Annotated in this window: 28 protein-coding genes; 12 read left to right on the top strand and 16 right to left on the bottom strand. The window is 44.8% G+C overall.

Annotation, left to right across the window (positions count from 1 at the left end; translation table 11 throughout):
- Positions 1-6: 6 nt before the first annotated feature.
- Genes sctV through Q0230_RS03440 form a run of 3 tightly spaced genes read left to right on the top strand, consistent with a single transcriptional unit; the run spans position 7 to position 3,847 of the window.
- Positions 7-2,070, top strand: coding sequence for a type III secretion system export apparatus subunit SctV (sctV, locus tag Q0230_RS03450; protein ID WP_298608191.1), 2,064 nt, complete (start codon positions 7-9; stop codon positions 2,068-2,070).
- A gap of 8 nt (positions 2,071-2,078) precedes the next feature.
- On the top strand, positions 2,079-3,410 hold the full coding sequence (gene sctN / locus Q0230_RS03445) for a type III secretion system ATPase SctN (RefSeq protein ID WP_298608188.1): 1,332 nt from the start codon (positions 2,079-2,081) through the stop codon (positions 3,408-3,410).
- On the top strand, positions 3,407-3,847 hold the full coding sequence (locus tag Q0230_RS03440) for a YscO family type III secretion system apparatus protein (protein ID WP_298608186.1): 441 nt from the start codon (positions 3,407-3,409) through the stop codon (positions 3,845-3,847). Before sctN ends, Q0230_RS03440 begins: the two co-directional genes overlap by 4 nt.
- 16 nt (positions 3,848-3,863) lie before the next feature.
- Here Q0230_RS03440 and Q0230_RS03435 read toward each other — a convergent pair whose 3' ends face one another.
- Both Q0230_RS03435 and Q0230_RS03430 read right to left on the bottom strand, forming a co-directional pair.
- Positions 3,864-4,070 carry a hypothetical protein gene (locus Q0230_RS03435; RefSeq protein WP_298608184.1) on the bottom strand — a complete coding sequence of 69 codons (207 nt, stop codon included), beginning with the start codon at positions 4,068-4,070 and terminating at the stop codon, positions 3,864-3,866.
- Entirely contained in the window at positions 4,070-4,936 is an 867-nt protein-coding gene (locus Q0230_RS03430) for an NAD-dependent epimerase/dehydratase family protein (protein ID WP_298608182.1), read from the bottom strand. Before Q0230_RS03430 ends, Q0230_RS03435 begins: the two co-directional genes overlap by 1 nt.
- Before the next feature lie 11 nt (positions 4,937-4,947).
- Between Q0230_RS03430 and Q0230_RS03425 the strand changes: the two genes are divergently transcribed.
- On the top strand, positions 4,948-5,256 hold the full coding sequence (locus Q0230_RS03425) for a non-heme iron oxygenase ferredoxin subunit (protein WP_298608180.1): 309 nt from the start codon (positions 4,948-4,950) through the stop codon (positions 5,254-5,256).
- On the opposite strand, the gene Q0230_RS03420 is transcribed toward Q0230_RS03425, so the two are convergent.
- The gene (locus tag Q0230_RS03420) at positions 5,253-5,603 is read right to left on the bottom strand and encodes a DUF5329 family protein (RefSeq protein ID WP_298608178.1); all 351 of its coding nucleotides are present in this window, start codon (positions 5,601-5,603) and stop codon (positions 5,253-5,255) included. The two genes, Q0230_RS03425 and Q0230_RS03420, sit on opposite strands and share 4 nt — an antisense overlap.
- A 100-nt stretch (positions 5,604-5,703) precedes the next feature.
- On the opposite strand from Q0230_RS03420, the gene Q0230_RS03415 reads away from it, so the two are divergent.
- Positions 5,704-6,156, top strand: coding sequence for a flavodoxin family protein (locus Q0230_RS03415; RefSeq protein ID WP_298608176.1), 453 nt, complete (start codon positions 5,704-5,706; stop codon positions 6,154-6,156).
- On the opposite strand, the gene Q0230_RS03410 is transcribed toward Q0230_RS03415, so the two are convergent.
- The 3 genes from Q0230_RS03410 to Q0230_RS03400 form a co-directional block, all read right to left on the bottom strand.
- Complete coding sequence (locus Q0230_RS03410) at positions 6,153-6,962, bottom strand: sulfite exporter TauE/SafE family protein (RefSeq protein ID WP_298608174.1); 810 nt, start codon at positions 6,960-6,962, stop codon at positions 6,153-6,155. The genes Q0230_RS03415 and Q0230_RS03410 overlap by 4 nt on opposite strands.
- Entirely contained in the window at positions 6,955-8,250 is a 1,296-nt protein-coding gene (gene bioA, locus Q0230_RS03405) for an adenosylmethionine--8-amino-7-oxononanoate transaminase (protein ID WP_298608172.1), read from the bottom strand. Before bioA ends, Q0230_RS03410 begins: the two co-directional genes overlap by 8 nt.
- Before the next feature lie 87 nt (positions 8,251-8,337).
- Positions 8,338-8,766: a hypothetical protein gene (locus Q0230_RS03400; protein WP_298608170.1), complete on the bottom strand. Its 429-nt coding sequence runs from the start codon at positions 8,764-8,766 to the stop codon at positions 8,338-8,340.
- Between the two features lie 211 nt (positions 8,767-8,977).
- On the opposite strand from Q0230_RS03400, the gene Q0230_RS03395 reads away from it, so the two are divergent.
- Complete coding sequence (locus tag Q0230_RS03395; RefSeq protein WP_298608168.1) at positions 8,978-10,105, top strand: CaiB/BaiF CoA-transferase family protein; 1,128 nt, start codon at positions 8,978-8,980, stop codon at positions 10,103-10,105.
- On the opposite strand, the gene Q0230_RS03390 is transcribed toward Q0230_RS03395, so the two are convergent.
- A complete protein-coding gene (locus Q0230_RS03390; protein WP_298608166.1) occupies positions 10,102-11,019 on the bottom strand; it encodes a LysR family transcriptional regulator in 918 nt (305 codons plus the stop codon). The two genes, Q0230_RS03395 and Q0230_RS03390, sit on opposite strands and share 4 nt — an antisense overlap.
- A 99-nt stretch (positions 11,020-11,118) precedes the next feature.
- On the opposite strand from Q0230_RS03390, the gene Q0230_RS03385 reads away from it, so the two are divergent.
- Entirely contained in the window at positions 11,119-11,988 is an 870-nt protein-coding gene (locus Q0230_RS03385; protein WP_298608164.1) for a DMT family transporter, read from the top strand.
- On the opposite strand, the gene Q0230_RS03380 is transcribed toward Q0230_RS03385, so the two are convergent.
- The gene (locus Q0230_RS03380) at positions 11,960-13,177 is read right to left on the bottom strand and encodes an MFS transporter (protein WP_298608162.1); all 1,218 of its coding nucleotides are present in this window, start codon (positions 13,175-13,177) and stop codon (positions 11,960-11,962) included. The two genes, Q0230_RS03385 and Q0230_RS03380, sit on opposite strands and share 29 nt — an antisense overlap.
- Before the next feature lie 100 nt (positions 13,178-13,277).
- Here Q0230_RS03380 and Q0230_RS03375 point away from each other — a divergent pair, with 100 nt between their 5' ends.
- Together Q0230_RS03375 and Q0230_RS03370 are read left to right on the top strand one after the other, a co-directional pair.
- Complete coding sequence (locus Q0230_RS03375) at positions 13,278-14,183, top strand: LysR family transcriptional regulator (RefSeq protein ID WP_298608160.1); 906 nt, start codon at positions 13,278-13,280, stop codon at positions 14,181-14,183.
- A gap of 27 nt (positions 14,184-14,210) precedes the next feature.
- The gene (locus tag Q0230_RS03370) at positions 14,211-14,738 is read left to right on the top strand and encodes a hypothetical protein (protein WP_298608158.1); all 528 of its coding nucleotides are present in this window, start codon (positions 14,211-14,213) and stop codon (positions 14,736-14,738) included.
- 55 nt (positions 14,739-14,793) lie between these two features.
- Here the strand turns inward: Q0230_RS03370 and Q0230_RS03365 are convergent, their stop codons facing one another.
- Positions 14,794-15,372: a hypothetical protein gene (locus Q0230_RS03365; protein WP_298608156.1), complete on the bottom strand. Its 579-nt coding sequence runs from the start codon at positions 15,370-15,372 to the stop codon at positions 14,794-14,796.
- Positions 15,373-15,529: 157 nt separating this feature from the next.
- Positions 15,530-16,072 carry an endonuclease V gene (locus Q0230_RS03360; protein WP_298608154.1) on the bottom strand — a complete coding sequence of 181 codons (543 nt, stop codon included), beginning with the start codon at positions 16,070-16,072 and terminating at the stop codon, positions 15,530-15,532.
- Positions 16,073-16,323: 251 nt separating this feature from the next.
- Between Q0230_RS03360 and Q0230_RS03355 the strand changes: the two genes are divergently transcribed.
- Positions 16,324-16,977, top strand: coding sequence for a LysE family translocator (locus Q0230_RS03355; protein WP_298608151.1), 654 nt, complete (start codon positions 16,324-16,326; stop codon positions 16,975-16,977).
- 103 nt (positions 16,978-17,080) lie between these two features.
- Here Q0230_RS03355 and gorA read toward each other — a convergent pair whose 3' ends face one another.
- The 6 genes from gorA to Q0230_RS03325 form a co-directional block, all read right to left on the bottom strand.
- Positions 17,081-18,445 carry a glutathione-disulfide reductase gene (gene gorA / locus Q0230_RS03350; RefSeq protein WP_298608149.1) on the bottom strand — a complete coding sequence of 455 codons (1,365 nt, stop codon included), beginning with the start codon at positions 18,443-18,445 and terminating at the stop codon, positions 17,081-17,083.
- A 75-nt stretch (positions 18,446-18,520) separates the two neighbouring features.
- On the bottom strand, positions 18,521-19,258 hold the full coding sequence (locus Q0230_RS03345) for a glutathione peroxidase (protein WP_298608146.1): 738 nt from the start codon (positions 19,256-19,258) through the stop codon (positions 18,521-18,523).
- A 173-nt stretch (positions 19,259-19,431) separates the two neighbouring features.
- Positions 19,432-21,069 carry a HAMP domain-containing sensor histidine kinase gene (locus Q0230_RS03340; protein ID WP_298608144.1) on the bottom strand — a complete coding sequence of 546 codons (1,638 nt, stop codon included), beginning with the start codon at positions 21,067-21,069 and terminating at the stop codon, positions 19,432-19,434.
- Entirely contained in the window at positions 21,063-21,755 is a 693-nt protein-coding gene (locus Q0230_RS03335; RefSeq protein WP_298608143.1) for a response regulator transcription factor, read from the bottom strand. Before Q0230_RS03335 ends, Q0230_RS03340 begins: the two co-directional genes overlap by 7 nt.
- Before the next feature lie 5 nt (positions 21,756-21,760).
- The gene (locus Q0230_RS03330; RefSeq protein WP_298608140.1) at positions 21,761-22,282 is read right to left on the bottom strand and encodes a M23 family metallopeptidase; all 522 of its coding nucleotides are present in this window, start codon (positions 22,280-22,282) and stop codon (positions 21,761-21,763) included.
- A 129-nt stretch (positions 22,283-22,411) separates the two neighbouring features.
- Entirely contained in the window at positions 22,412-23,053 is a 642-nt protein-coding gene (locus Q0230_RS03325; protein WP_298608139.1) for a hypothetical protein, read from the bottom strand.
- 352 nt (positions 23,054-23,405) lie between these two features.
- Between Q0230_RS03325 and Q0230_RS03320 the strand changes: the two genes are divergently transcribed.
- Positions 23,406-24,455 carry a helix-turn-helix transcriptional regulator gene (locus Q0230_RS03320; protein WP_298608137.1) on the top strand — a complete coding sequence of 350 codons (1,050 nt, stop codon included), beginning with the start codon at positions 23,406-23,408 and terminating at the stop codon, positions 24,453-24,455.
- Positions 24,456-24,468: 13 nt separating this feature from the next.
- The gene (locus Q0230_RS03315) at positions 24,469-25,086 is read left to right on the top strand and encodes a response regulator transcription factor (RefSeq protein WP_298608135.1); all 618 of its coding nucleotides are present in this window, start codon (positions 24,469-24,471) and stop codon (positions 25,084-25,086) included.
- The last annotated feature ends 9 nt before the right edge of the window (positions 25,087-25,095 follow it).

Here is a 25,095-nt window from a genome sequence, read left to right as displayed (position 1 = left end):
GTTTCTATGCAAACGGCTCAATCGCAAAGCTTGCTTCATAAAATTACTCGACGTAGTGACTTGGCCTTAGCAGTTTTGCTGGTCATGGTTATCTTTATGATGATCATGCCACTCCCTACTATAGTGATTGATACCTTAATCGCTTTTAATATGTCACTAGCTATTATTATGTTGATGCTAGCGATTTATTTACCCTCGCCGCTTTCCTTTTCATCTTTTCCTTCGGTATTGCTCTTAAGCACACTGTTCCGCCTCTCCCTAAGTATTGCAACCACACGGGTGATTCTAAGTGAAGGTGAGGCCGGCCATATCATTCAGACCTTTGGGGAGTTTGTTGTAGCGGGTAATATGATTGTGGGGATTGTTGTCTTCCTGATTATCACTATTGTGCAATTCATTGTTATTACCAAAGGCTCCGAACGGATTGCCGAAGTTAGTGCCCGTTTCTCTTTGGATGCGATGCCAGGCAAGCAAATGAGTATTGATAGTGACCTGCGTGCTGGAGTCATTACTATGGCTGATGCACGAAAACGTCGCTCTAACCTAGAAAAAGAAAGTCAACTTTTTGGTTCTATGGATGGTGCGATGAAGTTCGTTAAAGGCGATGCAATCGCGGGCTTAATTATTATTATTGTCAATATTATTGGTGGTATCGCCATTGGTAGCTTCCAGCGTGGTATGCCCATTGGTGAGGCAATGCAGCTTTACTCCCTACTCACGATTGGTGACGGTTTAGTTTCACAGATTCCTGCACTCTTTGTGTCTATTACTTCCGGTATTATTGTCTCACGTGTGACTGTCGATGAAGAAAGTAACCTTGGTGAGGATATTGGGCGTCAACTTTTAGGTCAACCCAATGCACTTTTGATTGGTGCGACTGTAGTTACCTTGATGGGTTTAATCCCCGGTTTTCCTACTATTGTCTTTTTCTTTTTAGGTGCAGTCCTAGGTTTAACTGGCTTCCTCTTAAAAAGAGTCCAAAATCGTTTTGAGTTTGGTGCAGCAGACGAAGTAACCGTAATTGGCAATCAACGTGCAGAACTCTTAGCTAGTGGTGGTACTTCATCTGATATGGATGCTTTAGATGTCATGCAGCCTTTAGCTCCGGTATTAGTTGAGTTACCTGAAACCGCCCGCGACAGCATTTCTTTACCTGAACTCAATACTAGCTTTGTCTCAGTGCGCGAAGATTTCTATAAAGATTTAGGTGTTAGCTTAGAGGGTATAAGTATCAGCTTATCTAAGCAAATCGAGGACGATACTTATCGCATTTCGGTTCATGGTATTCCAGTGGGTCAGGGACAATTAGGCATTAAAAAACCACTATTAGCTCAAACTGAAACCAGTACTAGTCCCAATAGCAGCCAAAACGCTTTACCACAAGTTTTGAGTCGTGGCTTAGACAAACTCAATCCCAGTCAAATTCTCACTCGTCATGTCGCTTATATTCTGCGCCGTCAAGCACCAGAGTTTATTGGTGTGCAAGAAATTCATGCACTGATGGGTAAATTAGAAGCGGCTGGTTATGCGACCCTTGTGCAAGAGGCTCAACGTGCTGTCAATAAAACTCGTATGGTTGATATTCTAAAACGATTATTAGGCGAGGGTATTTCAGTTCGTGATATGCGCCAGATTCTGGGTACTATGGTCGAGTTTGGTGAAGCTGAAAAAGATAATGGCGTGCTCACTGAACGTGTCAGAATTGGGATGAAGCGCCAATTATCTTATACCTATACCAATGGTACTGGACGTTTACCCGTGTATCTCTTCGATCCAGAAAGCGAAAAACTGGCTCAATCCAGTGTGCGGCAAACACCTGCAGGCGTGCATTTAGCACTTACGCCAGATGTCAGCCGTAATTTAACTAATAACCTACGCATGTTAGAAGAGAATAATCGCCAGTTGATGAATGAAGGCTCGCGCCCAGTAATTCTCACCAGTCTTGATTTACGTCGGCATTTACGTACTCATTTAGCGGCCGAGTTTCCCGATCTACCGATTATGTCCTTGCCTGAGCTGACACCTAATGTCTCAGTGCAGCCAGTTGGTGAAATCCGTTTAACGCAGTAGGTACATTTATGTCTTTAGAATACATTCCTACTCGTATGAAAACCTCCATCAAGAGCCATAATATGTTGGTGCTACATGGAAGAATTGTACAAGTCACTGGCACTATCGTGCGCGCCATTATTCCTAAAGTAAAACTGGGCGAACTTTGCATGCTACGTAATGGCAGTGATGATCCACCTGTTCCTGCTGAGGTGATTGGTTTTGAGCAAAATATTGCCTTACTTGCTCCTATTGGTGATATGCAAGGTGTATCAGTACATACCCAAGTTACTGCCACAGGCGAAATGTTAAGAGTTGGCGTGGGCGAAGATTTAAAAGGCTGTGTACTAGATGGCATTGGGCGCATTCAAAGCATGGGTGGCAAATCGGATATTGCCATTCAAGAGTATTATCCTTTATACGCCTCACCTCCTGATCCTCTGACTCGGCAAATGGTACATGAACCTCTAGTATTGGGGGTTCGTGCCCTAGATGGCTTAATTACTTGTGGGGTTGGTCAACGCATTGGTATTTTCGCGGGGGCTGGGGTGGGTAAAAGCTCGCTCCTCAGTATGCTAGTCAAACATGCCGAGGTGGATGTGTATGTGATTGCTTTAATTGGCGAGCGTGGCCGTGAGGTACGCGAGTTCATTGAGGAATCCTTAGGTCCCGCAGGGATGGAGCGCACGATTTTAGTCGTGGCAACTTCAGATCGCCCACCAATTGAGCGCTTAAAAGCAGCCTACGTAGCTACGGCAGTTGCTGAGTTCTTCCGTGATCAAGGTAAAAAAGTCTTATTGATGATGGACTCACTCACCCGCTTTGCACGTGCTCAACGTGAAATCGGCTTAGCTGCTGGCGAAGCACCAGCTCGGCGTGGTTATCCGCCGTCAGTGTTTTCAGAACTACCTAAATTAGTGGAACGTGCTGGTTGTGGTGCACAAGGCTCTATTACTGCTTTTTACACTGTACTAATTGAGGGGGATGATATGTCTGACCCAGTGGGTGACGAAGTACGCTCCCTGTTGGACGGGCATGTGATTTTATCGCGTGATTTAGCCTCCTCTAATCATTATCCAGCGATTGACTCCTTAGGTAGTTTAAGTCGCTTAATGCAACGCATTGCCGCACCTGGCCATCGTCAAGCGGCTGCACATATCCGTAAACTCTTAGCCAAACATAAAGAAATCGAGTTCTTAGTCCGTGTGGGGGAATATCAACGCGGTGCTGATCCACAAGCCGATGAAGCTTTAGCTAAAATTGACGCCATCAATAAATTCTTGAAGCAAGATCCCGATGAACACTCTAGTTTCCAAGAAACGGTTGGGCGCTTAATTCAAATTGCTGGATTTACCGGATGAGTCTTGTCGAGCTACAGAAGATTCGCGAGCGCCGCTTAGAAAAAAAGCAGACTGAGGTCATGCAATGCAAACAAGCGGTGGCAGATGCTGAAAGAAACTTGGCGCAAACTATTGTCAAAGTTGACCAATTTCGGCAGTTTCGCCTGAATCACCAAGAAGAATTATTCAAAGGTTTACAAGCACAAGTCTGTACGCCGCATGTCATGCAGGAATATCAAACCAAACTATTTGCACTTTCCCAACAAGAAGAACACTTACGCGCTGCTATTCCTAATGCACAGAAATTACTAGAGCAAGCTAATCAAACCCTTGCTAAGGTACGTGCTGAGATGAATGCTTTAGCGATGAAGAATGAAAAAACCAAAGAAATTGTCGAAACCCAGCACAAAGCTGAAGTGCAACTAGCATTATATGTTGAGCAAAACCAAGACCCTTAATGCAGAAAATTCAGCATCAAACCTCACTCCACATTCTCACTAAATTGCTATAAGCCGTACTCAGTTGCGCAAGCTCATCTCGCGGATAACGCTTGATGGTGCTTAACTTGTTGTGCTGCTTTACCTCAGCTACTCTGCCATCCAGAAAATCCGCATTACGCAATAAACCCTGCACTTCCTGTAAGCGCACGGCATCTAGGATATTTGGAATCACTAATAGCATTAGCCTCTTCTCATGGCTTTGAGGCCATCAGCTAAGCTCGGATACAAAAGTTGCAGATTCAACTCTTTTAACAGTTTAGAGTTATGAATCCGGCGCGACTCTTGTAAATAAGACAGCATGCCCGCACTCACCACACTACTCGCTTCCGCTAAACTGACCTGCGGTGGTCGCGCTAACTGTGCAAAATCTGCAATTTGATTAAAGTAGTCTGTCAGGGTGGAAGGATGGCCATCACAAGCATTATAGATACTGTGCTTAGGCGCAAGCTGCATCGCTTGCACACAGATACGCGCTAAATCATCAGCATGAATCCGATTCGTCCACGGCGCTTCAGCTGCTAATAACACAGGCTCAGCGCGGTGTAAACGCTCTAGAGGTAAGCGTTCGGCGGAATAAATTCCAGGAACTCGTAAAATGACCCAATCACCTTGATAGGTTTCACCCCATTCTTGTAAGGCAAGCTCAGCATCTACGCGACGTTTGGCTCGGTCAACCATAGGCTTAAGCGGTTCAGACTCATCAATCCACCGTCCCTCACAATCGCCATATACACCTGTGGTCGAAATCAGTAGGATCCGTTTGGGGGCTTTTTGTACGGCTAGTAGAAAACGGCGTAAGCGACTATCAATCAAACCCTGATTGGGTGGTGGCATGAACCAAAAAATCTCAGAGCCTTCAAAGGCGTTTCTTGGAAAAAAACAGCCTTGATCCAGATCACCTAGGCGCATGGCAATGCCTTGTTGCTCACCTAAAGCTAAAGACGCTTGCCCACGTACCCAGCCAGTAGCCTGCACGCCCTGACTTTGATATAAACGAGCAACGCGCCGACCTATATCGCCGCACCCCATTATCCATACTCTCTTCATGAGCACTCCCAATGATTGATGCAGGCAGTATAAACGAAATCCCTTTAGGCAAAACTAAGCGTGTAGCACTAGGTCAGGGGCAACGTATCTTGATTTGCAATGTGCATGGCGAACTATTTGCGGTGGATGATCGCTGCACCCATGAAGATTCTTCGCTGTATTTAGGCTGCTTAAAAGGTGAGATTATTCACTGCTCATTGCATGGTGGGCAATTCAATGTAAAAACGGGTGCAGCCGTAGCTGAACCCGCCGAAGGTAAACTGAAAACTTATCGCCTGACCATCAAAGATCAGCGTATTTATATTGATCTCGAGGCTTAGGGCTTACGGAATTTTTGTAACTCCGTTAATAACCAAGTTGAACTCGTTTGTTTGGCCTCATTCGGGCATTGCACCTGATAAGCAAGCCCCGTCAATTCACTTTTGGTCGCACATAAGCGTACAAAATCTTCAGCCGTCTTGATCTTGTCTTTGAAATAATCGTATTTACGTTGTACATGCACGACCGCTTCACTACCCTTATAGCTCAAGCCATTGCGTTCATACTCACAAGGCGTGGTCTTGATGTAGCTTAAGAGGTGTTGGATTTCTGTATTGGCATCACCCGCCCAAGCCTGTACAGCCAACATGCTCCACAGCCCTACTAAACCTAAAAGAATACGCTGCATCGAGGAAACTCTTCTGATTAATGATCTTCCGCTTAGAAGGTGGGATTTTCGATAAAGTTCAGTACAGGACAGAGTAAATATTTACCGCTAAACTTAAAGCATGAAACCATTGCTGATCATTGCTAATACGCCTTCACCCAATACTTTACAACTGCGTACTGCCGTTGCTACTGGTGCTGCGTCAGCAGAGATCGAGTTAATCGTTTTGACACCCTTTGAAGCTCAGCCGGAACATATTTTGCAAGCAGGCGCTTTGATTTTAGGCACGACTGAAAACTTTGGTTATATGAGTGGTGCAGTCAAGGATTTCTTTGAGCGGATTTATTACCCATGCCTTGAACACACTCAAGGTTTACCGATAGCGCTGTATGTGAAAGCAGGCAATGATGGCACTGGCGCTTTAACGAGTATGGAGCGAATTATTCTGGGCTTGCGTTGGCGGCAAGTCCAAGCTCCCTTGGTTATGAAAGGAGCAGTGAAGCCAGAGTTTTTCGAAGCCTGTACCGAATTAGGTGCAGGCATGGCAGAAGGTTTAAAGCTAGGGATTTTCTAGCGAGTTAAAATGGTATGCAGCATTTTCAAGCTTAAGCCAATCAATAACACCGCAAAGACCTTTTTCAAAGTCGCCACCGGCAACTGATGCGCAAGCTTAGCCCCCAAAGGTGCGGTGAATACACTGACTAAGGCAATCGAAGCGGCAGCGGGTAAATAGATAAAACCGAAAGTGTATTTCGGCAAACCTTCCACCCCCATCCCACTGACTAAATAGCCAATCGTGCCCGCAATCGCTATCGGCAAACCAATTGCAGCAGAGGTGGCAATTGCTTGCTGAATCTTCACATTACACCAAGTCATAAACGGTACTGACAACGAACCACCACCAATCGCAACTAAAGCAGACACACCACCAATAACTAAGCCTACTCCACTTAAACCTAGCGGGCTTGGTAATTGGCGTGAAGGTTTAGGTTTCACATTCAACCACATTTGCACAGATACATAAGCCATAAAGACAACAAAGAAAATCGCCAATGGCAAAGAAGGAATATAAGCCGCAAGCATGGCTGCACCAAATGTACCCAACAAAATCCCAGGCGTAATGCTTTTGACAATAGGCCATTGAATCGCCCCATGTTTTTGATGCGCGCGTAAACTTGACGCAGACGTGACCACAATCGCAGCCATTGAGGTGGCGAGGGAAACATGTACTAAATGCTCAAAGGGCAAACCTTGAGCAGCAAACATCGCGGTTAAAGCCGGTACCATAATCCCACCACCTCCAACCCCTAGTAACCCTGCAAAGAAGCCAACCACAGCCCCTAAGGCTAAATAAGCCATAAACCATTGAATATCAATCATTTAAAATACTCTTCATTCCACAGGTTAATTGGCGCAAATCCGCCTCAGACATTAAATAGGCTGGCATGATGTAAACTAATTTACCAAAGGGTCGAATCCATACGCCCTCTTCTACAAAGCGCGCTTGTACTTCAGCGACCTTCACAGGCGCATGCAACTCAATTACCCCAATCGCACCGAGCACACGCACATCCGCAACTTTCGGATGGCTTAAAACGGGCAATAATTCTTCCTGCAAAATCGCTTCAATCTGCTGTACTTGAGCCTGCCACGGTGAGGACAAAAGTAATTCAATACTGGCGCAAGCCACCGCACAGGCGAGCGGATTTGCCATAAACGTCGGGCCATGCATGAGCATCGGCGCTTCACCTTGGGAAATACCCATTGCGACTTTGCGGGTGGCTAAGGTCGCAGCCAAACTCATATAGCCACCCGTCAGTGCTTTGCCGACGCACATAATATCCGCGCTAATACCAGCATGCTCTGAGGCAAATAACTTTCCCGTTCGCCCAAAGCCAGTTGCAATTTCATCTAGAATCAGCAGCACTTCGTATTCATCACACAAACGCCGTACTTGGCGTAAATACTCCGGCGAATAGAACCACATGCCGCCTGCACCTTGGACGATAGGCTCTAAAATTACGGCGGCAATTTCAGTTTGATGCGTTTTTAGTAACTGTTCAAATTCGACTAGATCTTCTGGACTCCAAGGTTCGGCAAAGCGCGTTTCTGGGCGCGGTGCAAAGATCTGTTTAGGCAGGATGCTTTGAAAAATATGGTGCATTCCATTGACAGGATCGCAAACACTCATACAAGCAAATGGGTCACCATGATAGCCACCACGAATCGTAAGTAGTTTGTGCTTATTGGCTTGGCCTTGCGAATACCAATATTGCAGTGCCATTTTGATTGCCACTTCAATTGATATTGAGCCAGAATCGGCTAGAAAAACATGCTGGAGCGGCTCTGGGCTTAAATCGACTAGATATTTACCTAAGCGCGCCGCAGGTTCATGCGTGATCCCACCGAACATCACATGACTCATTTTGCCTAGTTGAGTTTGAATAGCTGCATTTAAATAAGGATGGTTATAGCCATGAATCGCACACCACCATGAACCCATGCCATCAATCAGTTCACGCCCATCGGTAAGCTTTAAACGTACTCCATGCGCAGACTCGACTGGGTAGCACGGTAACGGATTATGCATGGAGGTATAGGGATGCCACAGATGCTCACGGTCAAATTGAAGCCAGTCTTCAACCGTGTTAAACGCTGGTGTATTCATAACAAACTACTTAGTGAGCCACAAAAAAAACGGGGAGCAGCCTGATGGCTCTCCCCGCTTAGACTATAACCAAGTTTTAGCCTAGCGTCACTCTTGAGTAGTAGCTTGCCCAGTGACAATCGGTTGAGCTGCCGCAGTTGTTGCTTCTGGCTCAGCCTCTTCAAGCGCTGGCACGCCACTATCGACTGTTTCAATCGAATCGGTTTCTTCTGCAGGCATATTTTCAGCGACACAAGCATCAACAAATTCAGGCACTTTTTCTTCAGCAACTTTTTCATCGGTTGCGAACTCTTCGCACGCAATCCGAATCTCTGCTTGGAGTTCAGCTAAATCCATTTCTGGATTAGTGGTATCGACCGCATCCGCTGCCTCATCAGTGACATTAGCTGTTTCTAAGACTTCTGGCGCTACTTCAGTAGCGGCTGCTTGGCTTGTTGTACCTGCAGCGAACACGCTCGCAGAGCTTAGGCAAAAGAAAATGGCCGCAAGGGCTAAGTTTGTTTTTGTTAATTTCATAATAAATCGGTTTCCTGAACAATATACTTTCTAAATCTAAATTTAAGCCCCAATCGGCGTAAAACTGCTACTTGATAGACTCAAACCCTGAGCTTAAGTTCCACGCTATGCTGGCTCTTATACGCCAGTCCTCAGAGGCTCGCAATAGGACTTCTGCACAGCAAATGCGCTAAACTTTAGTCTTCCTAATTCTTTATCAAAGGCGAAGTTTATGACCGCAGCACTGCATCAGCTCAAAGTGATTGAAATGGCTGGTATTGGCCCCTGCCCCTTAGCCGGGCAACTCTTGGCTGATTTAGGTGCAGAGGTCATTGTAATTGATCGTGCCTCAACGCCCGCTGACCCGACTGATATTAATCGTCGGCATAAACGTTCGATTGCCCTCAATTTAAAAAGTCCCGAAGGTTTAAAAGCTGCCCAGCAATTGATTGCCCAAGCCGATGTTTTAATTGAAGGTTTCCGTCCCGGAGTCATGGAAAAACTGGGTTTAGGCCCTAATGAATCGTTAAGTGCCAATCCTAAACTTATCTACGGGCGTATGACGGGTTGGGGGCAAACGGGGCCTTTAGCCCAAACCGCTGGACATGATCTAAATTACTTAGCCATTACGGGTGCACTGCATCCAATTGGAGCAGCCGAGCAGCCACCCGTTCCACCTTTGAATTTAGCCGCTGATTATGGTGGTGGCACGATGTTTTTACTGCTGGGTATCTTAGCCGCTTTATACGAGCGCAATACCTCAGGCCAAGGCCAGGTGATTGACGCGGCGATGGTGGATGGTGTACCTGCGATGATGGGTTTATTGCATACCTGGTTTGCCCGTCAATGGTGGACAACTGAACGCGAATCTAACTTCCTTGATGGGGGTGCACCTTTCTATCGTTGTTATACGACAGCGGATAATAAATACATTTCAGTCGCGCCTTTAGAGCCACATTTCTTTAAAGAACTGCTCGCCCACGCAGATCTTCCGGCTGAGCACTACGACAGCCAATATCAAAAAGACAATTGGCCAGAACGCTCACAGCAATATGCAGACATCTTCCGGAAAAAAACTCAAGCCGAATGGCTAGCGATTTTTGAAGGTAGCGATGCTTGTGTAGCCCCAGTTCTAGATTTTAATCAGGTTGAAGCACATCCACATAATGCGGCGCGGGGAAGTTTTGTGCGAGTGGAGAATGTCTTACAATCTGCACCAGCTCCACGTTTTAGCCGCACGCCTGCAAAAGCACCGATTGCTCCTACTGCAGTGGGCGGCGATACCAATCTGCTCCTAGCGGAGCTGGGCTACAGCCCTGAGCAGATTGCTAATATGCGCACAACCGGCGCTCTTACTTAAACATTAAAAGCATTCCGAAAGCGTTGCTTAATCACTGTATCAATCGCTTGCTGAAGAACCTGTTTAAACACTTCAGCTTGCGGACTTGGCAGGTAGCTTAAATATAAAGAAGTAGTTAAAGCTTCGATGAATTGAGGCAATACCCGAACTAATTGCCCTGTTTGCAAAGATTCCTGTATCGCAAAATCGACTAACAGCGCTAAACCTAAACCCGCCTTAGCCCCCTCTTCTAAAGCAAAGGTATTGCCTAAGACGAGCGTACGATAGTCAGTCGTGAGGCTCAGGCCTTCACTAGCTAATAACTGATTCCAGCTAAAATATTGCCCTAGTCCGCGTACTAATATTTGATGGGATTTTAAATCGCTCAAGTTTTGTGGTGCAGAATATTGAGCTAAATAAGTGGGGCTAGCGACCACTGATTTATGCGCTTGTGCAAACAGTTCATGCTGCAAACGCTCCGCATAAGTCACGGTACGAATCGCAAAATCGAAGCCATCAGCAATTAGATCAACGACTGCATCGCTCACATCTAAGTCAATTTTTAAATGAGGCGCTTGAGTTTGTAACTCTCTAAGCACATAGGGCAGCACTTTGCTGGCAAAATCGACTGGCGCGGTTAGTCGCAAAGTGCCCGTTAAAGTTTGCGGTTGCAGGCTTTGTAGCACATGCTCCAAGCGTACTTCACAGGTTTGATATTCAGCCGCTAACTGCAAACCAGCATGAGTCAGATACACCCGACTCCCTGAATGACGTACTACCAAGAGCACATCCAGCTTCATCTCCAATTGACGAATTTGATAACTCACTGCCGCTTGGGAAACGAACAAGCTCTCTGCTGCCAGCGTAAAACTTTGATATTTCGCTACTGCTGCAAAATAAGGTAGATGCGCAATCAAATGAGCAGGAATCGCCATAAAATAAAATTTCTTTGTTTTTAAAATGAAAAAGATTCGTTTTATTTATTTTAAGAGAGCTTGCACACTAAGGCTATCAATTTTAGTGAGTGATAAACCATGCCTGCTGTAGGTTTAGCCCTGTTAGGTTTCTTTAGTTTTACACTGATGGATTTGAGTATTAAGTGGTTGTTGCAAAGCTATGGCCTGCTGCAAGTTACTTTTTTTAACTGCCTGTTTGGTTTGCTTGGTTTATTAATTTGGACGTATCCCAACTTTAATCTATTGAAAACACAACATCCTCGTATTCATATCTTGCGGGCTGTGCTTGTATTAATTGCAGACTTATTAGCCTTTTATAGTTACGGACAGCTACCACTCGCTGAAGCCTATACTTTGATTTTAACCATGCCTTTATTTACAGCCTTGTTTGCTTTCTTACTTCGCCAAGAGCAGGTCAGGCTGCAAACACTGTTACTAACTGTCTTGGGTTTTATAGGTGTCTATATCACCCTGAATCCAAGCTTTGGAAGTTTGAAACTGGCTCTGTTGACTGCTTTGGGTTGTGCAATTATTGAAGCTACTAGCTTTTTATTAATTGCTCGCTATCGAGAGCAAGAAACACCACAAAGCTTTGCCGTGTATAGCCTCAGTTTAGTTGTGTTAGTGACAGGCATTTATACTCTCTTCCATTACCAACCTATGAGTTTGATTGCACTGACGCTTAGTTTGGGTGGCGGTCTTTGCTATGCCCTAGCGATGGCCTTGGTGGTTTCCGCTTTCCATCGTGGTTCAGCTACAGCCGTCAGTAGTATGCAATACACCCAACTGCTTTGGGGAATGTTATTGAGCTTTTTGCTTTGGCATGAACTCCCCAGTAAGCACGCACTTGTTGGAGGCTTGTTAGTAGCAAGCGCGGGTTTGATGTTGCTTTACACGCAGCGCCCCAAGGCTAAGCAGATCAAGCAGCAGCTACTACCGGACGCATGACTCTCTGCTCGCGAATCGGTAAATTAGCAATCGCAGCCATCGCAGCTAGGGCAATATCGGCATACCACATCCAAGTGAAATCACCGAAGCGGGTAATCGCCCAGCCGCCTAAATAAGCACCAAGGAAGCCACCAATTTGATGCGTGAATACAGTTAAGCCAAATAAGGTCGCAAGATAACGCACACCGAATAATTTACTCACAATCGCTGCGGTTGGTGGCACAGTTGCCAACCAAGTAAAGCCTAAACCAATCGCAAAAATATAAAACGTCCATTCGGTACGGGGCATCATTAAATACCAAGCCACTAATAAAGCGCGCGAGCCATACATAGCAGCTAAGACATATTTACTGCGATAACGAGAGACACAATAACCGGCATAAAGACTACCAAAGATATTTGAAAGGCCAATAATTGCTAATGACCAACTAGCGACGGTCGGGGGCAAACCACATAAATTAACTTCACCAGGCAAATGCGTCACCAAAAAAGCAATATGGAAACCGCAGGTGAAAAAGCCTAAATGCAGCAGTAAATAGCTTGGGTCTTTCATTGCTACTTTGATCGCTTGCCAGACACCGCCATCATTAGTTTTCGGTGCAGGAACAAATTTCTCTTTCCCCATTAAACGTGCGATTAAGGGCAAAGCCGCTAAGGTCAGCACCATCATTGTCCACATCGCGCCCATCCAACCAAAGACTTGAATGCACTTTTGCATAATCGGGGCGAAGACGAATTGACCGAAAGAGCCACCTGCATTTATTACCCCTGAAGCTTCTGCGCGTGCTTCTACCGGCAAACGTTGTGCTGCTGCCCCAATTAATACTGAGAAACTTCCCGCACCCGAGCCAATCGACATTAATAAGCCTAAGGAGATAATTAAGCCAAAACCGGAACTCATGAAGGGCGTAATGCCGACGCCAATCGCTAATAGAATTAACGCAAACACCAAAATCGCTTGTGGGCCATAACGATCAGAGAGCGCTCCTGCCACTGGCTGAATCGCGCCCCAAGTAAATTGACCAATCGCTAAAGCTAAGCTAATCGTGGTAATTGCCAAACCCGTGCTGCTGGTCAGCGGTTCAACAAACAGTCCTAATGATTGGCGCGTCCCCATCGTAACCATCAAAATCCCAGCAGCTGCTAAAGTAGTGAGCAGTACATCGGGTCTGCGTAAAGCCTGAAACATGGCAAATCCTGCGGTGTGCTTTAAAGTGGAGTTATTTTAGAGAGACAAGTACAAAGAACATAGCCCATAATCAGCGTCACTCAGTCAACGGATCATTGACATGCAATGGCTTAGTAGTTGGGATAGTCTGGTAAAAACCGTCGAAACTGGCAGTATGAGTGCAGCCGCTTTACGTCTAAATTGCACCCGTGCGCAAATTAGTAAACAAATCGGTGACTTAGAGCGCAGCTTCGGCACTAAACTGTTTGAGCGCGCTCATCGGAAATTACAGCTCACACCTGCGGGCGAAGTCTTTTATCAACAAGCACGCCAAACCTTAGTTGCAGTGCGCAATACCGAAGTGGCGATGCAGAATTTGGGCGCAACCGAGCCGCAAGGCATTTTGCGAATTAGCGCAACAGTCACTCTAGGCCGTAAATATCTAACCCCGCTGCTACCCCAATTCACTGCACGCTATCCACGCTTGCAAGGTGAATTGATTTTGACCGATCAAGTCCTAGATTTGGTGGAACATAATCTCGATATTGCCTTACGTATTACTCGCCAGCCCCCTGAAGATGTGATTGTTAAACGTTTAGGTGCACTCAAACGTGCCATATGCGCAACCCCCGAGTATTTTCAACGCTATGGAATTCCCCAAACCCCTCCAGACTTAAGTGAGCATCGCTGCTTTAGTTATTTGTTGCTGGATAATTATCGTTGGCATTTAACCGATGCCGCAGGCTATGAATTCCATATTCCCATTCAGAATCGCATTCAATTTAATGACTTAAGCAGTATTTTCACCGCCACTCTTGCCGGTGAAGGGATTGCGATTCTGCCACGCTATCTGTGTGGTGATGCGCTCAAGCAAGGTCTATTGCAAGAAGTACTGAGTGACTACACGCCGCATCTAAATTTTGGTCAATATCTGTATGCTTGCTATTCCCCGAGTCGAGTGCGTGTACCGAAAGTACAGATTTTCTTAAGCGAGATTGAACATTTATTTAAGCTAGTGCTCGAATAAATCAAGTATAACTCGCGAGGACTGCTCATGTTTAAACCTATTCATCTCTTTCTCAGTTGTACTTTAGTGCTACTGACCTCAATGGCACAGGCTGAAGCACCCATATCAGCCAATAAACTTGAAACGATGCTCGCAGATGCTTTGCGCTATGACTCGGCTAAAGCAGAGCGGGTTGGCAACTCAGGTAAAGCCATTCAAGCTTATATGCGCGCAGGTATCGTGAATAAGAAACCGAATGTACGAGTTGACTACACCGACTATTACTTAGTGAAAAAGCCAGCAAGCTTTATGGGGCATGCGCTTTTTATGATCGAAGAAGAGTATATGACCCAGTATATTGGTTGCTGTGTGAGTGAAGGTGCAGGTATTACGGTACGAGTAAAAGGCGATGATACTGCGCTGAACGATTTTGCGAAACGCAATGCCTGCTCAGTAGAAAGCAAAGTGGATATGTCCGCGCAGTTGAAGTATTTAGGTCTCAAGGCAGAACTTCCAGCAGGTAACTATACTAGTCTAAGCTGCCGAGATCGGGATGTAGTCTTGAAAAGTGAATAAGTTTTAGTATTTAAAAACACCAGAGCCTAAGACTCTGGTGTAGCTGGTTTTATCCTTACAACCAAACCTTCGTGGGTGATGTGGATTTGGTTTCAGGATTTTGCTTTTGTGTTGATTGCGGAGGAATTCTGTGTTGATGCCTTGGAGTTGCTTGTCCAGTGGGAGGCTGCATTTGTAATGCTGGCGTGCCTTGGAAAAACTGCTGCATCATTTGCTGCATCCACGGATCATTCTTAAAAAAGGGGTCATTGAAAGGATCCAATGCCCCAAACTGCGAAGTGAAAACAGCATCTGGTTTTTCATTTAAAGCCTGTAGCAAAGTTTGCTTATGCGGCTCTGGTAAGGTTTTTAACTGCTGAATCTGTTGTTGAACCTCAGCATGCGTGCCTTCAAAGCTAAATTTTTGCTGCTGATTGACTTGATCTTGATAGCTAAAATCAACATGCACTTTGCCATCAGCTAAAGCCGTAATCTGAACCGACTGCGACTGCTCGACAGGTTCAGCTTGTGGTTCTAAATTTGGTGTGACTGGTTGATGTTGAGCAGGTGCTGGTGGGGCATGATGTTCTACTGCCCATAAAGGTGCTGCTAATAAAAGACTTAAACTGATTGGTAAAACATAACTGTACTTCATGATTGGCTCCCATTCTTAGAAACCGATCTGCTGTTCAGCAGGTCATGGCGGCAATTTTAGGTGTTTTTAGACGGGCGTCCAGTTACGGAAAAGTAAGCGGTTGGTAATGGAAAGGTAATGTTTTACGGCTGTTCAAACTTGTGTTTAGATTAATAGTTCAATTGCTTACACCACTGAGATCACTAGCAGCTTCGGCGGATTGTTTGGCTTGCTCTCGGCACAGGCTATCGACTAATTTTAACAAGGTTGGTAAGCGATGCACTCCATGCATTTTTAAAATAGCGCTTTTCGCCTCATCTAACTCAAGACCAAGACTACTGATAAATAAGGGATTTTGGCTAGCACCACGTAAGATTTTCGAATCCTCGCTAATTCCGATAAAAGCTCTTTTTGCCACACCTATAATTTTAACTTGCTGCTTAAGTGCCTTATACAGATAACTACCTAAACCAGCTCTACTCTCTCCAAGCATGACATAACCGTCAATAATAATGATTTCAGGTAGGAGCTTATGTTCCTCTAAAAGCTGCAAAATACAAGGTAGCTCCCTTTTATAAAATTGCCCTGGTTCATAGTCGGCGATCCCTGCTAGCTGAGTATGGTAAATATCCTCAGGCTGCTCAGTATTCCATTGAGTAAAGCTGAGCGCAGACCCAAAAGCCTGATCATTTAGATAATGCACATCTATCGCAAGAATCACTTGTTTAGTTCCTAAACTGTCTAAGCATCTCAAGTAGATAAAAGGTAGTGAGCCTCTAAAAATAACTTAGTATTTTATTGTCAATCTAGCATCTACTTGCACACTCAAGCTGGCTTACCTGACCATCTGCAGGTAATAGATTTTTTAGTCCTGACTCAATTCAATTAGATTGCTAATTAATGTATGAGGTTTTGCTAGGTATCTTGAGAAGGGGTAGCATTTAGCACTTTCAATTCGCGTTGTGAAAAATCATGCCAACCATCGAAACCTTGCTGACATTTCTTTTGGCTCTTTGTCTACTGGAGTTATCTCCGGGGCCAGATATGATGATGGTGATGGCGCGTGGGATTGGTCAGGGACGTAGAACCGCGCTTTTTACGGTGATTGGCATGATCTTTGTGTCAGGCGTGATTCAGGTATCTATGCTAGTCCTAGGCTTGGCAAGTCTCGTACATGCTTATCCCCTAGCCTTGGATTTACTACGCTGGGCAGGTGCTCTGTACTTAATATGGCTTGGCATAAAGCTATTAAGAGGCAGCCAATCTGCTAGCACACGCATGAACCAGAAAAAAGGAATTTCTGACTGGCAAGCCATCAAAGATGGTGCAGTAAATAATCTAACTAACCCCAAATCCTTATTATTTATGTTCGCCTTCTTGCCGCAATTTGTTGATCCTACGCAGGGGCCAGTATGGTCGCAATTACTACTTTTAGGCATCCTACAAAAACTGACCGGTATATTTTCATTAGGCTCAGTAGCCGTAGCCTCTGGAGCCTTAGGCCAATGGATGGCACGTCATGCTAGAGTCATGATATGGCAAGAAAGATTTACTGGCCTTGTGATGATAGGGCTTGGCGCTAGGCTTATATTCTCTGGAAACAATTTACCAAGCCTCTCTAAATAAATTTGCTACCACTTTTTAGGGGCAAGTCTTATTTACCCCTCTTAGTTTTAAAACTAGCAGTTAGCTTACAGCCTTTTTAGAAGTACCCAACCACCCACAACTACTATTTCATCGTCACCATTTCTTCCGCACTAACCGGATGAATCGCAATCGTGTCATCAAAGTCTTTCTTCGTAGCGCCCATTTTTAGCGCCACTGCAAAGCCTTGCATCATTTCATCCACGCCTTTGCCCATTGCGTGACAGCCAACGATTTTCTCATCTTTGCCGACCACAATCAGCTTCATATAAGTTTTTACTTTGTGCTTCACAAACGAGTAATACATGGAATTGAAGTCGGTTTGATAAACTTTGACTTCAGCGCCGTATTGCTCGCGGGCGGCTTCTTCGGATAAGCCAATCGTGCCAATCGGTGGGTGAGTGAACATCACAGTAGGGATTAAGTTGTAATCCACTTTGCGGTCTTTCATGCCGCCAAATAAACGATCTGATAAGCGCCGACCTGCGGCAATGGCAACGGGCGTTAATTGCACACCCCGCATATTAATAATATCGCCAATGGCATAAACACCTTTGACCGAGGTTTCCTGATATTCATTGACGTCAATTAAACCATTTTTTGCAGGTTTCAAACCGATTGTGTCTAAATCAAGATCATCCGTATTCGGAACACGGCCAATTGCCCAAAGTAATTGATCTAAATCTTTTAAGGTTTCACCGGTTTGATAGTGTACGGTTAACTGGCCATTCGCTTGTTTTTCAACGCTGGTGATTTTGTCATTATCATGGAAAATTAATCCATCGGCTTCCATTTGCTTACGCAAGCCGCGCTGAATCATTTCATCGAAGCCAATTAACACGGGAAAACCTTGATGCAGCACATGGGTTTCTGTGCCTAAGGCATTTAAAACACCGGCTAATTCCAAGGCAATATAACCGCCACCCACCACAGCTACTTTCTTTGGTTGCTCTTCTAAGGCAAAGAAACCATCCGAAGTAATACCTAATTCTGCGCCGGGGATATTTTTAATGTCTAACGGGCGGCTTCCGGTCGCAATCACAATATGGTCGGCAGTGTAGCGCTCACCATTCACTTCAAGTGTATGTGCATCCAGAAAACGCGCTTGGCCGTGAATGAGATCAATACCCGCTTTGGCTAAAAAGTCATCGCGATACCAGTCATTAATACCACCGATCATATTTTCACGTTTCATAACCAACTTCGTCCAGTCGACGCTGCCGGTTTTAATATCGAAACCATAATCCAGCATATGATGTTGCGCGTGAGCTAGTTCTGCGGCATACCACATCACCTTTTTGGGCACACAACCGCGATTCACACAAGTGCCGCCTAGATCGTCATTGACCTCAATGACGGCAGCTTTTTTGCCATAAGCCGCGGCTTTCTCGACCACCGACAAACCACCGCTGCCTGCGCCAATAGCAATCACATCATAATGCTGATTCATAAAACTCTCTCGATTGAATTGGTGGATAGTGCGGCTAGCCCGTGCCGCTAGAACAACGGGCTAGCGCAAATTGAATTAAGCTTTGGTCGCGAACCAAGCTTCTAACTTGTCAGAACCACCAATGTGTTCACCATTGATGAAAACTTGAGGAACTGAATCTTGACCTGCTACCGCACGCAAAGTCACATTACGATAGTCTTTGTTCAAAATCAGCTCATCAAACGCAATGCCTTTTTCTTTCAGCAGGGCTTTTGCTTTCGCGCAGAATGGGCAACCTAAACGAGTGAATACCGTCACATCTAAAGGCTTGTTCGCCTTAGGAGCAACGTAATTCAGCATGGTGTCAGCGTCAGACACTTCAAAGGGGTCGCCATCTTTTTCTGGCTCAATGAACATCTTGGCTACAACGCCATCTTTTACCAGCATTGAATAACGCCATGAACGCTTGCCAAAACCTAAGTTGTCTTTGTCAACTAGCAACCCCATGCCCTGAGTGAATTCACCATTACCATCAGGAATGAAGGTGATTTTGTCGGCTTCTTGTGCCGCTTTCCACTCGTTCATCACGAAGGTGTCGTTCACCGACATACAGATAATCTCATCCACACCATTCGCTTTCAGGGCATCAGCCAATTGGTTATAACGTGGCACATGAGTAGAAGAGCAAGTGGGTGTGAATGCGCCGGGTAAAGAGAACACTACCACGGTTTTGCCTTTGAACAATTCATCAGTGGTGACATCAACCCACGCATTGTCTTTGCGCGTGTGAAAGGTGACATTAGGAACTTTTTTGCCTTCACTATTCGGTAACATGACTTTCTCCTTAAAATGAGTAACTGAATTTTTAGTGCTTAAATCTAAGCAACTTCTGATGCAGTGCAGTATAAAGACAGTTGCAAACAAATAAAAATGAAATGTTTAGCTTAAAACATTCTATAAAAACGATTATAGGCTTATTCAAGAAAACGGCGCACACCCTACCGGACTTAAGCCGCTAAGGCGAATTCCAGTATAAATTCTGCACCGGTGTCCGCTGTGCCAAGATGAATGCTCGCGTTATAAGCTTTAAGGAGTGAGGCAACAATTTCCAAGCCTAAGCCGGTGCCGCCCTCATTACGCCGAGTGGTAAAAAAAGGTGTAAAAATACGTTCACGATTCGCTGCTGAGATGCCTTGCCCGTTATCGTGTACCGCAAGAATTAAGCTCGTGTTATTAGCCCCTGAATGCGCCTTTAAGCGGACTGCTGAAGCACCATGATGCAGACTATTATCAAACAGATTACCTAACACAGCTTCCAAGGCATCTGGCGCGATAGCCAACGGCACATTAGGCAAAGCTTCTGCCTCAATATCCAAACCACGTTCGTGATAACGATTCTGCATAGAGCGAATCAACTCAGGCAACTGACTACTTTGCTTACTCGGCTCTAAAGCATCCGCACGGGCTAACTCAAGTAAGCGATTGACTAAATTTTTTAAGCGCTGTGTATCACTGAGTAAATTATCCAAAAAGCGTTGACGACGCTCAGGTGGCATGGAATCGATATGCTCGTTTAATAACTCCAAAGCCCCTTGCATCGAAGTCAGTGGCGTTTTGAACTCATGTGAGACATGCGAAGCAAAGCGGCGAATATAATCTGAGCGCTCTGCTAGCGCTTGCGACATCCTCGCAAAACTTTCCGAAAGTTGTGCCAACTCATAGGTCACAGGGCTTTTCAATGGTTGCACATAGGGCAATTCACCTTCTGCTACTTGCTGAGTTTGGCGGATTAAATCACGGATTGGCCGCGAAAGAGTTGAAGACAGAAATAGCACTAAGAGCACCGCAACACTGAGCAAAATTCCCGCCGCCAGATACAGCTTGTCTTGGACTAAATACAGATGCTTGAGGATATTTTTCGGAGTACGCGAGAGATAAACCACTCCCTGTAAACGATTCCCTTCAATAATCGGAAAAGCCGCAAATACACGAATATGTGTGCCACGACTTAAAGAATACAAAGGGGGGGGAGGCTCATCGGAAATGCGCTGGCGAATCATGCTGGAATAATAGCCTTTAAGCGCTTGAGACACTTCTGGCACATGCGCTAAGGACATCCCCATTTCTTCCTTGCCTGCAACCACAATGCCACGCATGTCCAAAATCCGCACCCCTGCCAACATCACTTGTTGGGTATTCATAATAACTGGCGTGAGTAAGGCTCCCGCTTTACGCGCATAATCATCCGCCACTTGTGGGGTCACAATCGCTTCAGGGCGTGGTGCATAAACCGGCTTTACTAAGTCTAATTCAGGGGTAATAGGTGTGTAATAAGGGTCAAGCGTCTCATCACGCATATAGGAGCGGCGCTGACCTGGAATCAAGGGTGAATAGCCCAAGACATAGCCATAATCCACACTTTTCGGATTGGTCAGACGCATGATTTGCCGATAACTTGCGGCTAAAGTAGCACCTTGTGCAATCAGTTCTAGCTCGGTCTGGCGAACTAATTCATTTTCATAGATGCGGAAGAAATACAAGGTCGCTAGCGGGAGGAGCAACAAGGTCAGCATCATAATCAGCAGAATACTACGCAGACTAAAGCGCAGTTTTTTAGGCAGAGGTAGACGTGCGTTGACTAGCATGGTGCGAGTTTGTAACCGACTCCATGCACGGTATCAATAATATTTGCACAACCCACATCGACAAATTTTTGGCGAATATGCCGAATATGACTATCAATCGTGCGATCACTGACATACACATTATTATCATAGGCTTGCTGCATAATGTGATCGCGGTTAAACACTCGATTCGGATGACGTGCGAGCAGCATTAAAATCCCAAACTCAGTCGCTGTCAGATGGACGGTTTGCTGATCCCAAGCGGCTAAATGCTGCTGTGGGCTAATACTTAGTTTGCCCCGAATTAAATCGTCGGATTGTACTATAGGTGCTGCGGTAGTGGGCTGCAAACGTTTCAAAATGGCATTGATGCGAGCTACCAACTCACGTGGACTAAACGGCTTGGTAACATAATCGTCGCCACCAATCTCCAAACCTAAAATCCGATCAATCTCATCATCGCGCGAGGATAAAAATAGAATAGGTACATTGGAAGTTTTGCGCAATTCACGACAAACTTCTAAACCATCCATCTCTGGCATATTAATATCGAGCACTAATAAATCAGCGGCTTGCTCACGAAAACTGTGTACCGCTTCGCGTCCATCACTCGCTTGGCGTACAGTCATACCTGCTTTTTCGAGGGCAAAGCTAATCACTTCACGAATATGTAGATCATCATCCACGACTAAAATTTGCTTGCTCATAGGATTCAAGAGGCCTTGCGCTGAGTTAGAAACTGGTTAGGATTAATATAAAACAACTTCTTCCAAGCTTGGGGCTGATTGTGTTGATATTGCGCCAATTGCGGAAAAGGTGTCTGAATCTGGTAGTGTAAATGCGGTGGTTTGCCTTGGGCATTCCCCGAATCTCCCACTTTACCTAATACGCTACCTGCCTTTAACCAATGTCCGCTACTTGTGTCGATAGACTGCAGATGTGCGTAATAATGAACACGCCATTTCGCTCCCAGCACTAAAACATAATTACCACCTAAACTATCAAATCCGGTGCTGAGTACCAAACCATCGGTGGCAGCCAGTGCCGGTGTACCTTTCGGCGCAAAAATATCAATGCCTTTGTGCGTACCAGAACGACCCCAGGGATAATACCAGAAGGATTGAGGGTTCCAGTCAGCGGCTGTTGCTCCACTCACTGGAACCCTTGAAGTTTCAGGGATCATAAATCCCACCATGAAAACGGACAGTAACACCAAAACTGTTATTTTTCTCATCCTCACGTTTCCAGGTTTTCGGTTGGAGTCAAGTAGTTTTAGGAGTAAAGACTACCGAGCGAGTGTGCAGACCCTATCGATAGCTTGCGGAAACTTCACGAAGATATTTTGCAAAAACTGTGCAGCGGTTTAAGGCTCAAAACTGAGTGGATCATCAATTCGGCAAGGTGTCCAAGTCTGACTCGCTTTAAACTTCTCAACTTTTTTCATATGCCGCGGACTCGACATACTCCCTGAAGTGACTTCACGCTCACCTTGATCCAGATTAATTACCGTTTCATTAAACATGCCAGTCGCAGGTTTCACCTTGTAACGCTGGAAGCTACTTAACACAAAACGGTGTCCCTCAGGCTTAAAGGTATAAGTCACATAGGAACGCCCTGCATTTGGCGGTTTGAATTGAACCTCAATCAAGCCCTTGTTAATCGCTAAATAAGCTAAGGGTTCTTCACCTTCAGGAGTAGGGAGTGGAATAAAGCGCCAGTATTGCTGAGCTATTTTCAATCCACCATCCGCATCTGGATCGCTTAGCATAATCAACAAACGACGCGTGGCCGGTTTAGTCTCTGAAGCTAAACGCTCTACCACCACGACATAATCGAGTTTTCCATCACTGTTTAACTCGCCAGACGCGAGGTTAAGAATACTGAATTTTTTTGGTAACAAATGCTGGATGGCAGCAACATCTGTAGTTGCTGCTGGCTGCGAATCCTGCAATTGACTTGCAGCCATTAGACAAGGTAATAAACTTACGATTACTAGAGCACGCATGTATTGACTATAGCATAGAGTAGAGCCTCCAAAGCAGTGGACTCTATCATTCTAAGATCTAAAATTGATCTAGTTAAGAAGTCCTTTAAGTCCTTATTAATTATAATAAAAGCCTCAATACGCGTCTTTTATTACCCTAAGGCTCTAAGTGTTCTTAATAAAAATTCCTAGTTGCTTAACAAACGCTGTGGTTCTTTTCCAAAACTAATTAAATAGGAACTAACTAGAGTATTTTAGCAGTTTAGTTCCTTTTTAACTCAAACTTGCTTTAATAAAACGCAGAGCTCGTCTAGAATTTTCTATAGGCATTGATTTGGCTTACCCCGACATCCCCTAATTACCTGGACTTATCATGAAGTTACGTATTAGTACTCATGAGGCGGCTCGATTGCGTAGTCGTATTCAGCATCTTGGTCTTACACAAAAGCAAATTGCTGAGCAATTAGGTGTTAGTGATCGTTATATTCGTGAAATTCTTTCTTTAAAAAAAGACAAGCCGATTCGCGTTGATCCAGCCAAACTTGAAGAGTTAATGGCTATCCTAGGAATTGGCTATGAGCATATTTTTCAAGAAAAGCTTGATCTTATTAGTGTTCCCCATCCACAGATTGATGGTTACGTCAGACATCTAAAAACGCGGATGTATCACCTACTTAGTAAGGATAGTACTGAAAACACACACAATCAGCAGCTAGCACAATACCTTCAGGATGATAAAGCGGTAAATAAAACAATGGGCTTTTGGTATACCTTGATCGTCAAGACCATTGCCGATAAATACAAAGTCATGCGACATTTTTTTAATGAGAATGACTTTTTCAACATAATTCCCAAGCAAGGTTATTGGCGTAAATTTAGGCATGATGCTAGCCAACAGAAAAATTGCTATTTTAGCTTTAAACTCATCCCCTCTAAGCCGAACAGCTTATTCAAAATTGCGTATACCTTAGAAAGCCCAATACCAATTAACCCCATGATTCCACGCAAGATTAAAATTGTGTTTGGACAAATCGAACAGCTCAGTGAATACATCTTAGTTACTCAGTTTCACGACACACCTGGGTCTTACAAAATCAAGTCTTCTCAAGAAATTATTGTTACTACTTGGCTAGATGAGGCTAATCATGACTTCATCTTGTTGTGTGAGAATGACTTCCATTTAGAAACCATTAATCCACCTCAACCAGAAAAATATATCCTAGGCGTAAAAACCAAACGTGAAGTACGAGAGATGTTTCATGAATTAGAAACTGTTTTATTCCCAAGAAACCATCTCTTCCATCGCCTTGGTAAACAGGATATGGGCGATGACCCGATTTTCTTTTGGAACAACCTTAAATTTCTCGAATTAAATGCCGACCTATTGAACAACTTGTTGGACGATGCCCCAAGCGCATCATGAAGGGAGCACAATTATGAACCAAATTCTAATTACCGATGATCATCCAATTTTTGTAGAGGGTTTAGAAAGTATCTTACGCAAAGCCCACCCTAACTTAAAACTTTATCATGCTGAGCACATAGAACCTGCTAAGCAACAGCTACGTTGCAACCCTAGTATTCTGTTGATGCTACTTGATCGTACTTTACCGGGTGTTGATAGTTTGGCTCACCTGCAAGAATTTTTAGCTATCAATCCTAATTTGCGTATTGCAATTATCTCGGCTCACGAATCTCAACAACAAGTCAGCGAAGCTATCGAAGCAGGCGCTGCTGGCTTTATTCCTAAAAGCTCACCGGTGGATTGTACTGTGAAAGCCATTGATTTACTTTTGAAAGGTAATATTTATATTCCAAAACACTTACTCGGCAGTGCTTATAAGCAATACCGCAAAAAAGAAGACCTGACTGCACGGCAAATTGAAATTCTTTCGCTTGCAGCATTGGGGCAACCCAATAAAAAAATAGCCCTTAACCTGAACCTTACTGAAGGAACCATTAAACAACACTTCAATGCGATTTTAAGAACCTTGCATGCTGATAATCGTACCCATGCAATTCAGTTAGCGCGTTTACGGGGTTTCATTGCTTAATGAGCGGGG

Source organism: uncultured Thiothrix sp. (assembly GCF_937876535.1).
Lineage (GTDB): Bacteria > Pseudomonadota > Gammaproteobacteria > Thiotrichales > Thiotrichaceae > Thiolinea.
The sequence above is the reverse complement of the archived record's forward strand: the minus strand, read 5'-3'. Positions and strand labels throughout refer to the sequence as shown.

Coding starts and splice junctions, on each gene's coding strand:
- Q0230_RS03330 (WP_298608140.1), bottom strand. CDS start 22,282: ATGAGAAAAATAACAGTTTTGGTGTTACTGTCCGTTTTCATGGTGGGA.
- Q0230_RS03440 (WP_298608186.1), top strand. CDS start 3,407: ATGAGTCTTGTCGAGCTACAGAAGATTCGCGAGCGCCGCTTAGAAAAA.
- Q0230_RS03415 (WP_298608176.1), top strand. CDS start 5,704: ATGAAACCATTGCTGATCATTGCTAATACGCCTTCACCCAATACTTTA.
- Q0230_RS03435 (WP_298608184.1), bottom strand. CDS start 4,070: ATGCTATTAGTGATTCCAAATATCCTAGATGCCGTGCGCTTACAGGAA.
- Q0230_RS03370 (WP_298608158.1), top strand. CDS start 14,211: ATGTTTAAACCTATTCATCTCTTTCTCAGTTGTACTTTAGTGCTACTG.
- Q0230_RS03325 (WP_298608139.1), bottom strand. CDS start 23,053: ATGCGTGCTCTAGTAATCGTAAGTTTATTACCTTGTCTAATGGCTGCA.
- Q0230_RS03425 (WP_298608180.1), top strand. CDS start 4,948: ATGATTGATGCAGGCAGTATAAACGAAATCCCTTTAGGCAAAACTAAG.
- Q0230_RS03395 (WP_298608168.1), top strand. CDS start 8,978: ATGACCGCAGCACTGCATCAGCTCAAAGTGATTGAAATGGCTGGTATT.
- Q0230_RS03355 (WP_298608151.1), top strand. CDS start 16,324: ATGCCAACCATCGAAACCTTGCTGACATTTCTTTTGGCTCTTTGTCTA.
- Q0230_RS03420 (WP_298608178.1), bottom strand. CDS start 5,603: ATGCAGCGTATTCTTTTAGGTTTAGTAGGGCTGTGGAGCATGTTGGCT.
- Q0230_RS03375 (WP_298608160.1), top strand. CDS start 13,278: ATGCAATGGCTTAGTAGTTGGGATAGTCTGGTAAAAACCGTCGAAACT.
- Q0230_RS03320 (WP_298608137.1), top strand. CDS start 23,406: ATGAAGTTACGTATTAGTACTCATGAGGCGGCTCGATTGCGTAGTCGT.
- Q0230_RS03390 (WP_298608166.1), bottom strand. CDS start 11,019: ATGGCGATTCCTGCTCATTTGATTGCGCATCTACCTTATTTTGCAGCA.
- Q0230_RS03410 (WP_298608174.1), bottom strand. CDS start 6,962: ATGATTGATATTCAATGGTTTATGGCTTATTTAGCCTTAGGGGCTGTG.
- gorA (WP_298608149.1), bottom strand. CDS start 18,445: ATGAATCAGCATTATGATGTGATTGCTATTGGCGCAGGCAGCGGTGGT.
- Q0230_RS03365 (WP_298608156.1), bottom strand. CDS start 15,372: ATGAAGTACAGTTATGTTTTACCAATCAGTTTAAGTCTTTTATTAGCA.
- Q0230_RS03430 (WP_298608182.1), bottom strand. CDS start 4,936: ATGAAGAGAGTATGGATAATGGGGTGCGGCGATATAGGTCGGCGCGTT.
- Q0230_RS03335 (WP_298608143.1), bottom strand. CDS start 21,755: ATGAGCAAGCAAATTTTAGTCGTGGATGATGATCTACATATTCGTGAA.
- Q0230_RS03345 (WP_298608146.1), bottom strand. CDS start 19,258: ATGTTACCGAATAGTGAAGGCAAAAAAGTTCCTAATGTCACCTTTCAC.
- Q0230_RS03315 (WP_298608135.1), top strand. CDS start 24,469: ATGAACCAAATTCTAATTACCGATGATCATCCAATTTTTGTAGAGGGT.
- sctN (WP_298608188.1), top strand. CDS start 2,079: ATGTCTTTAGAATACATTCCTACTCGTATGAAAACCTCCATCAAGAGC.
- Q0230_RS03340 (WP_298608144.1), bottom strand. CDS start 21,069: ATGCTAGTCAACGCACGTCTACCTCTGCCTAAAAAACTGCGCTTTAGT.
- Q0230_RS03385 (WP_298608164.1), top strand. CDS start 11,119: ATGCCTGCTGTAGGTTTAGCCCTGTTAGGTTTCTTTAGTTTTACACTG.
- bioA (WP_298608172.1), bottom strand. CDS start 8,250: ATGAATACACCAGCGTTTAACACGGTTGAAGACTGGCTTCAATTTGAC.
- Q0230_RS03380 (WP_298608162.1), bottom strand. CDS start 13,177: ATGTTTCAGGCTTTACGCAGACCCGATGTACTGCTCACTACTTTAGCA.
- Q0230_RS03400 (WP_298608170.1), bottom strand. CDS start 8,766: ATGAAATTAACAAAAACAAACTTAGCCCTTGCGGCCATTTTCTTTTGC.
- sctV (WP_298608191.1), top strand. CDS start 7: ATGCAAACGGCTCAATCGCAAAGCTTGCTTCATAAAATTACTCGACGT.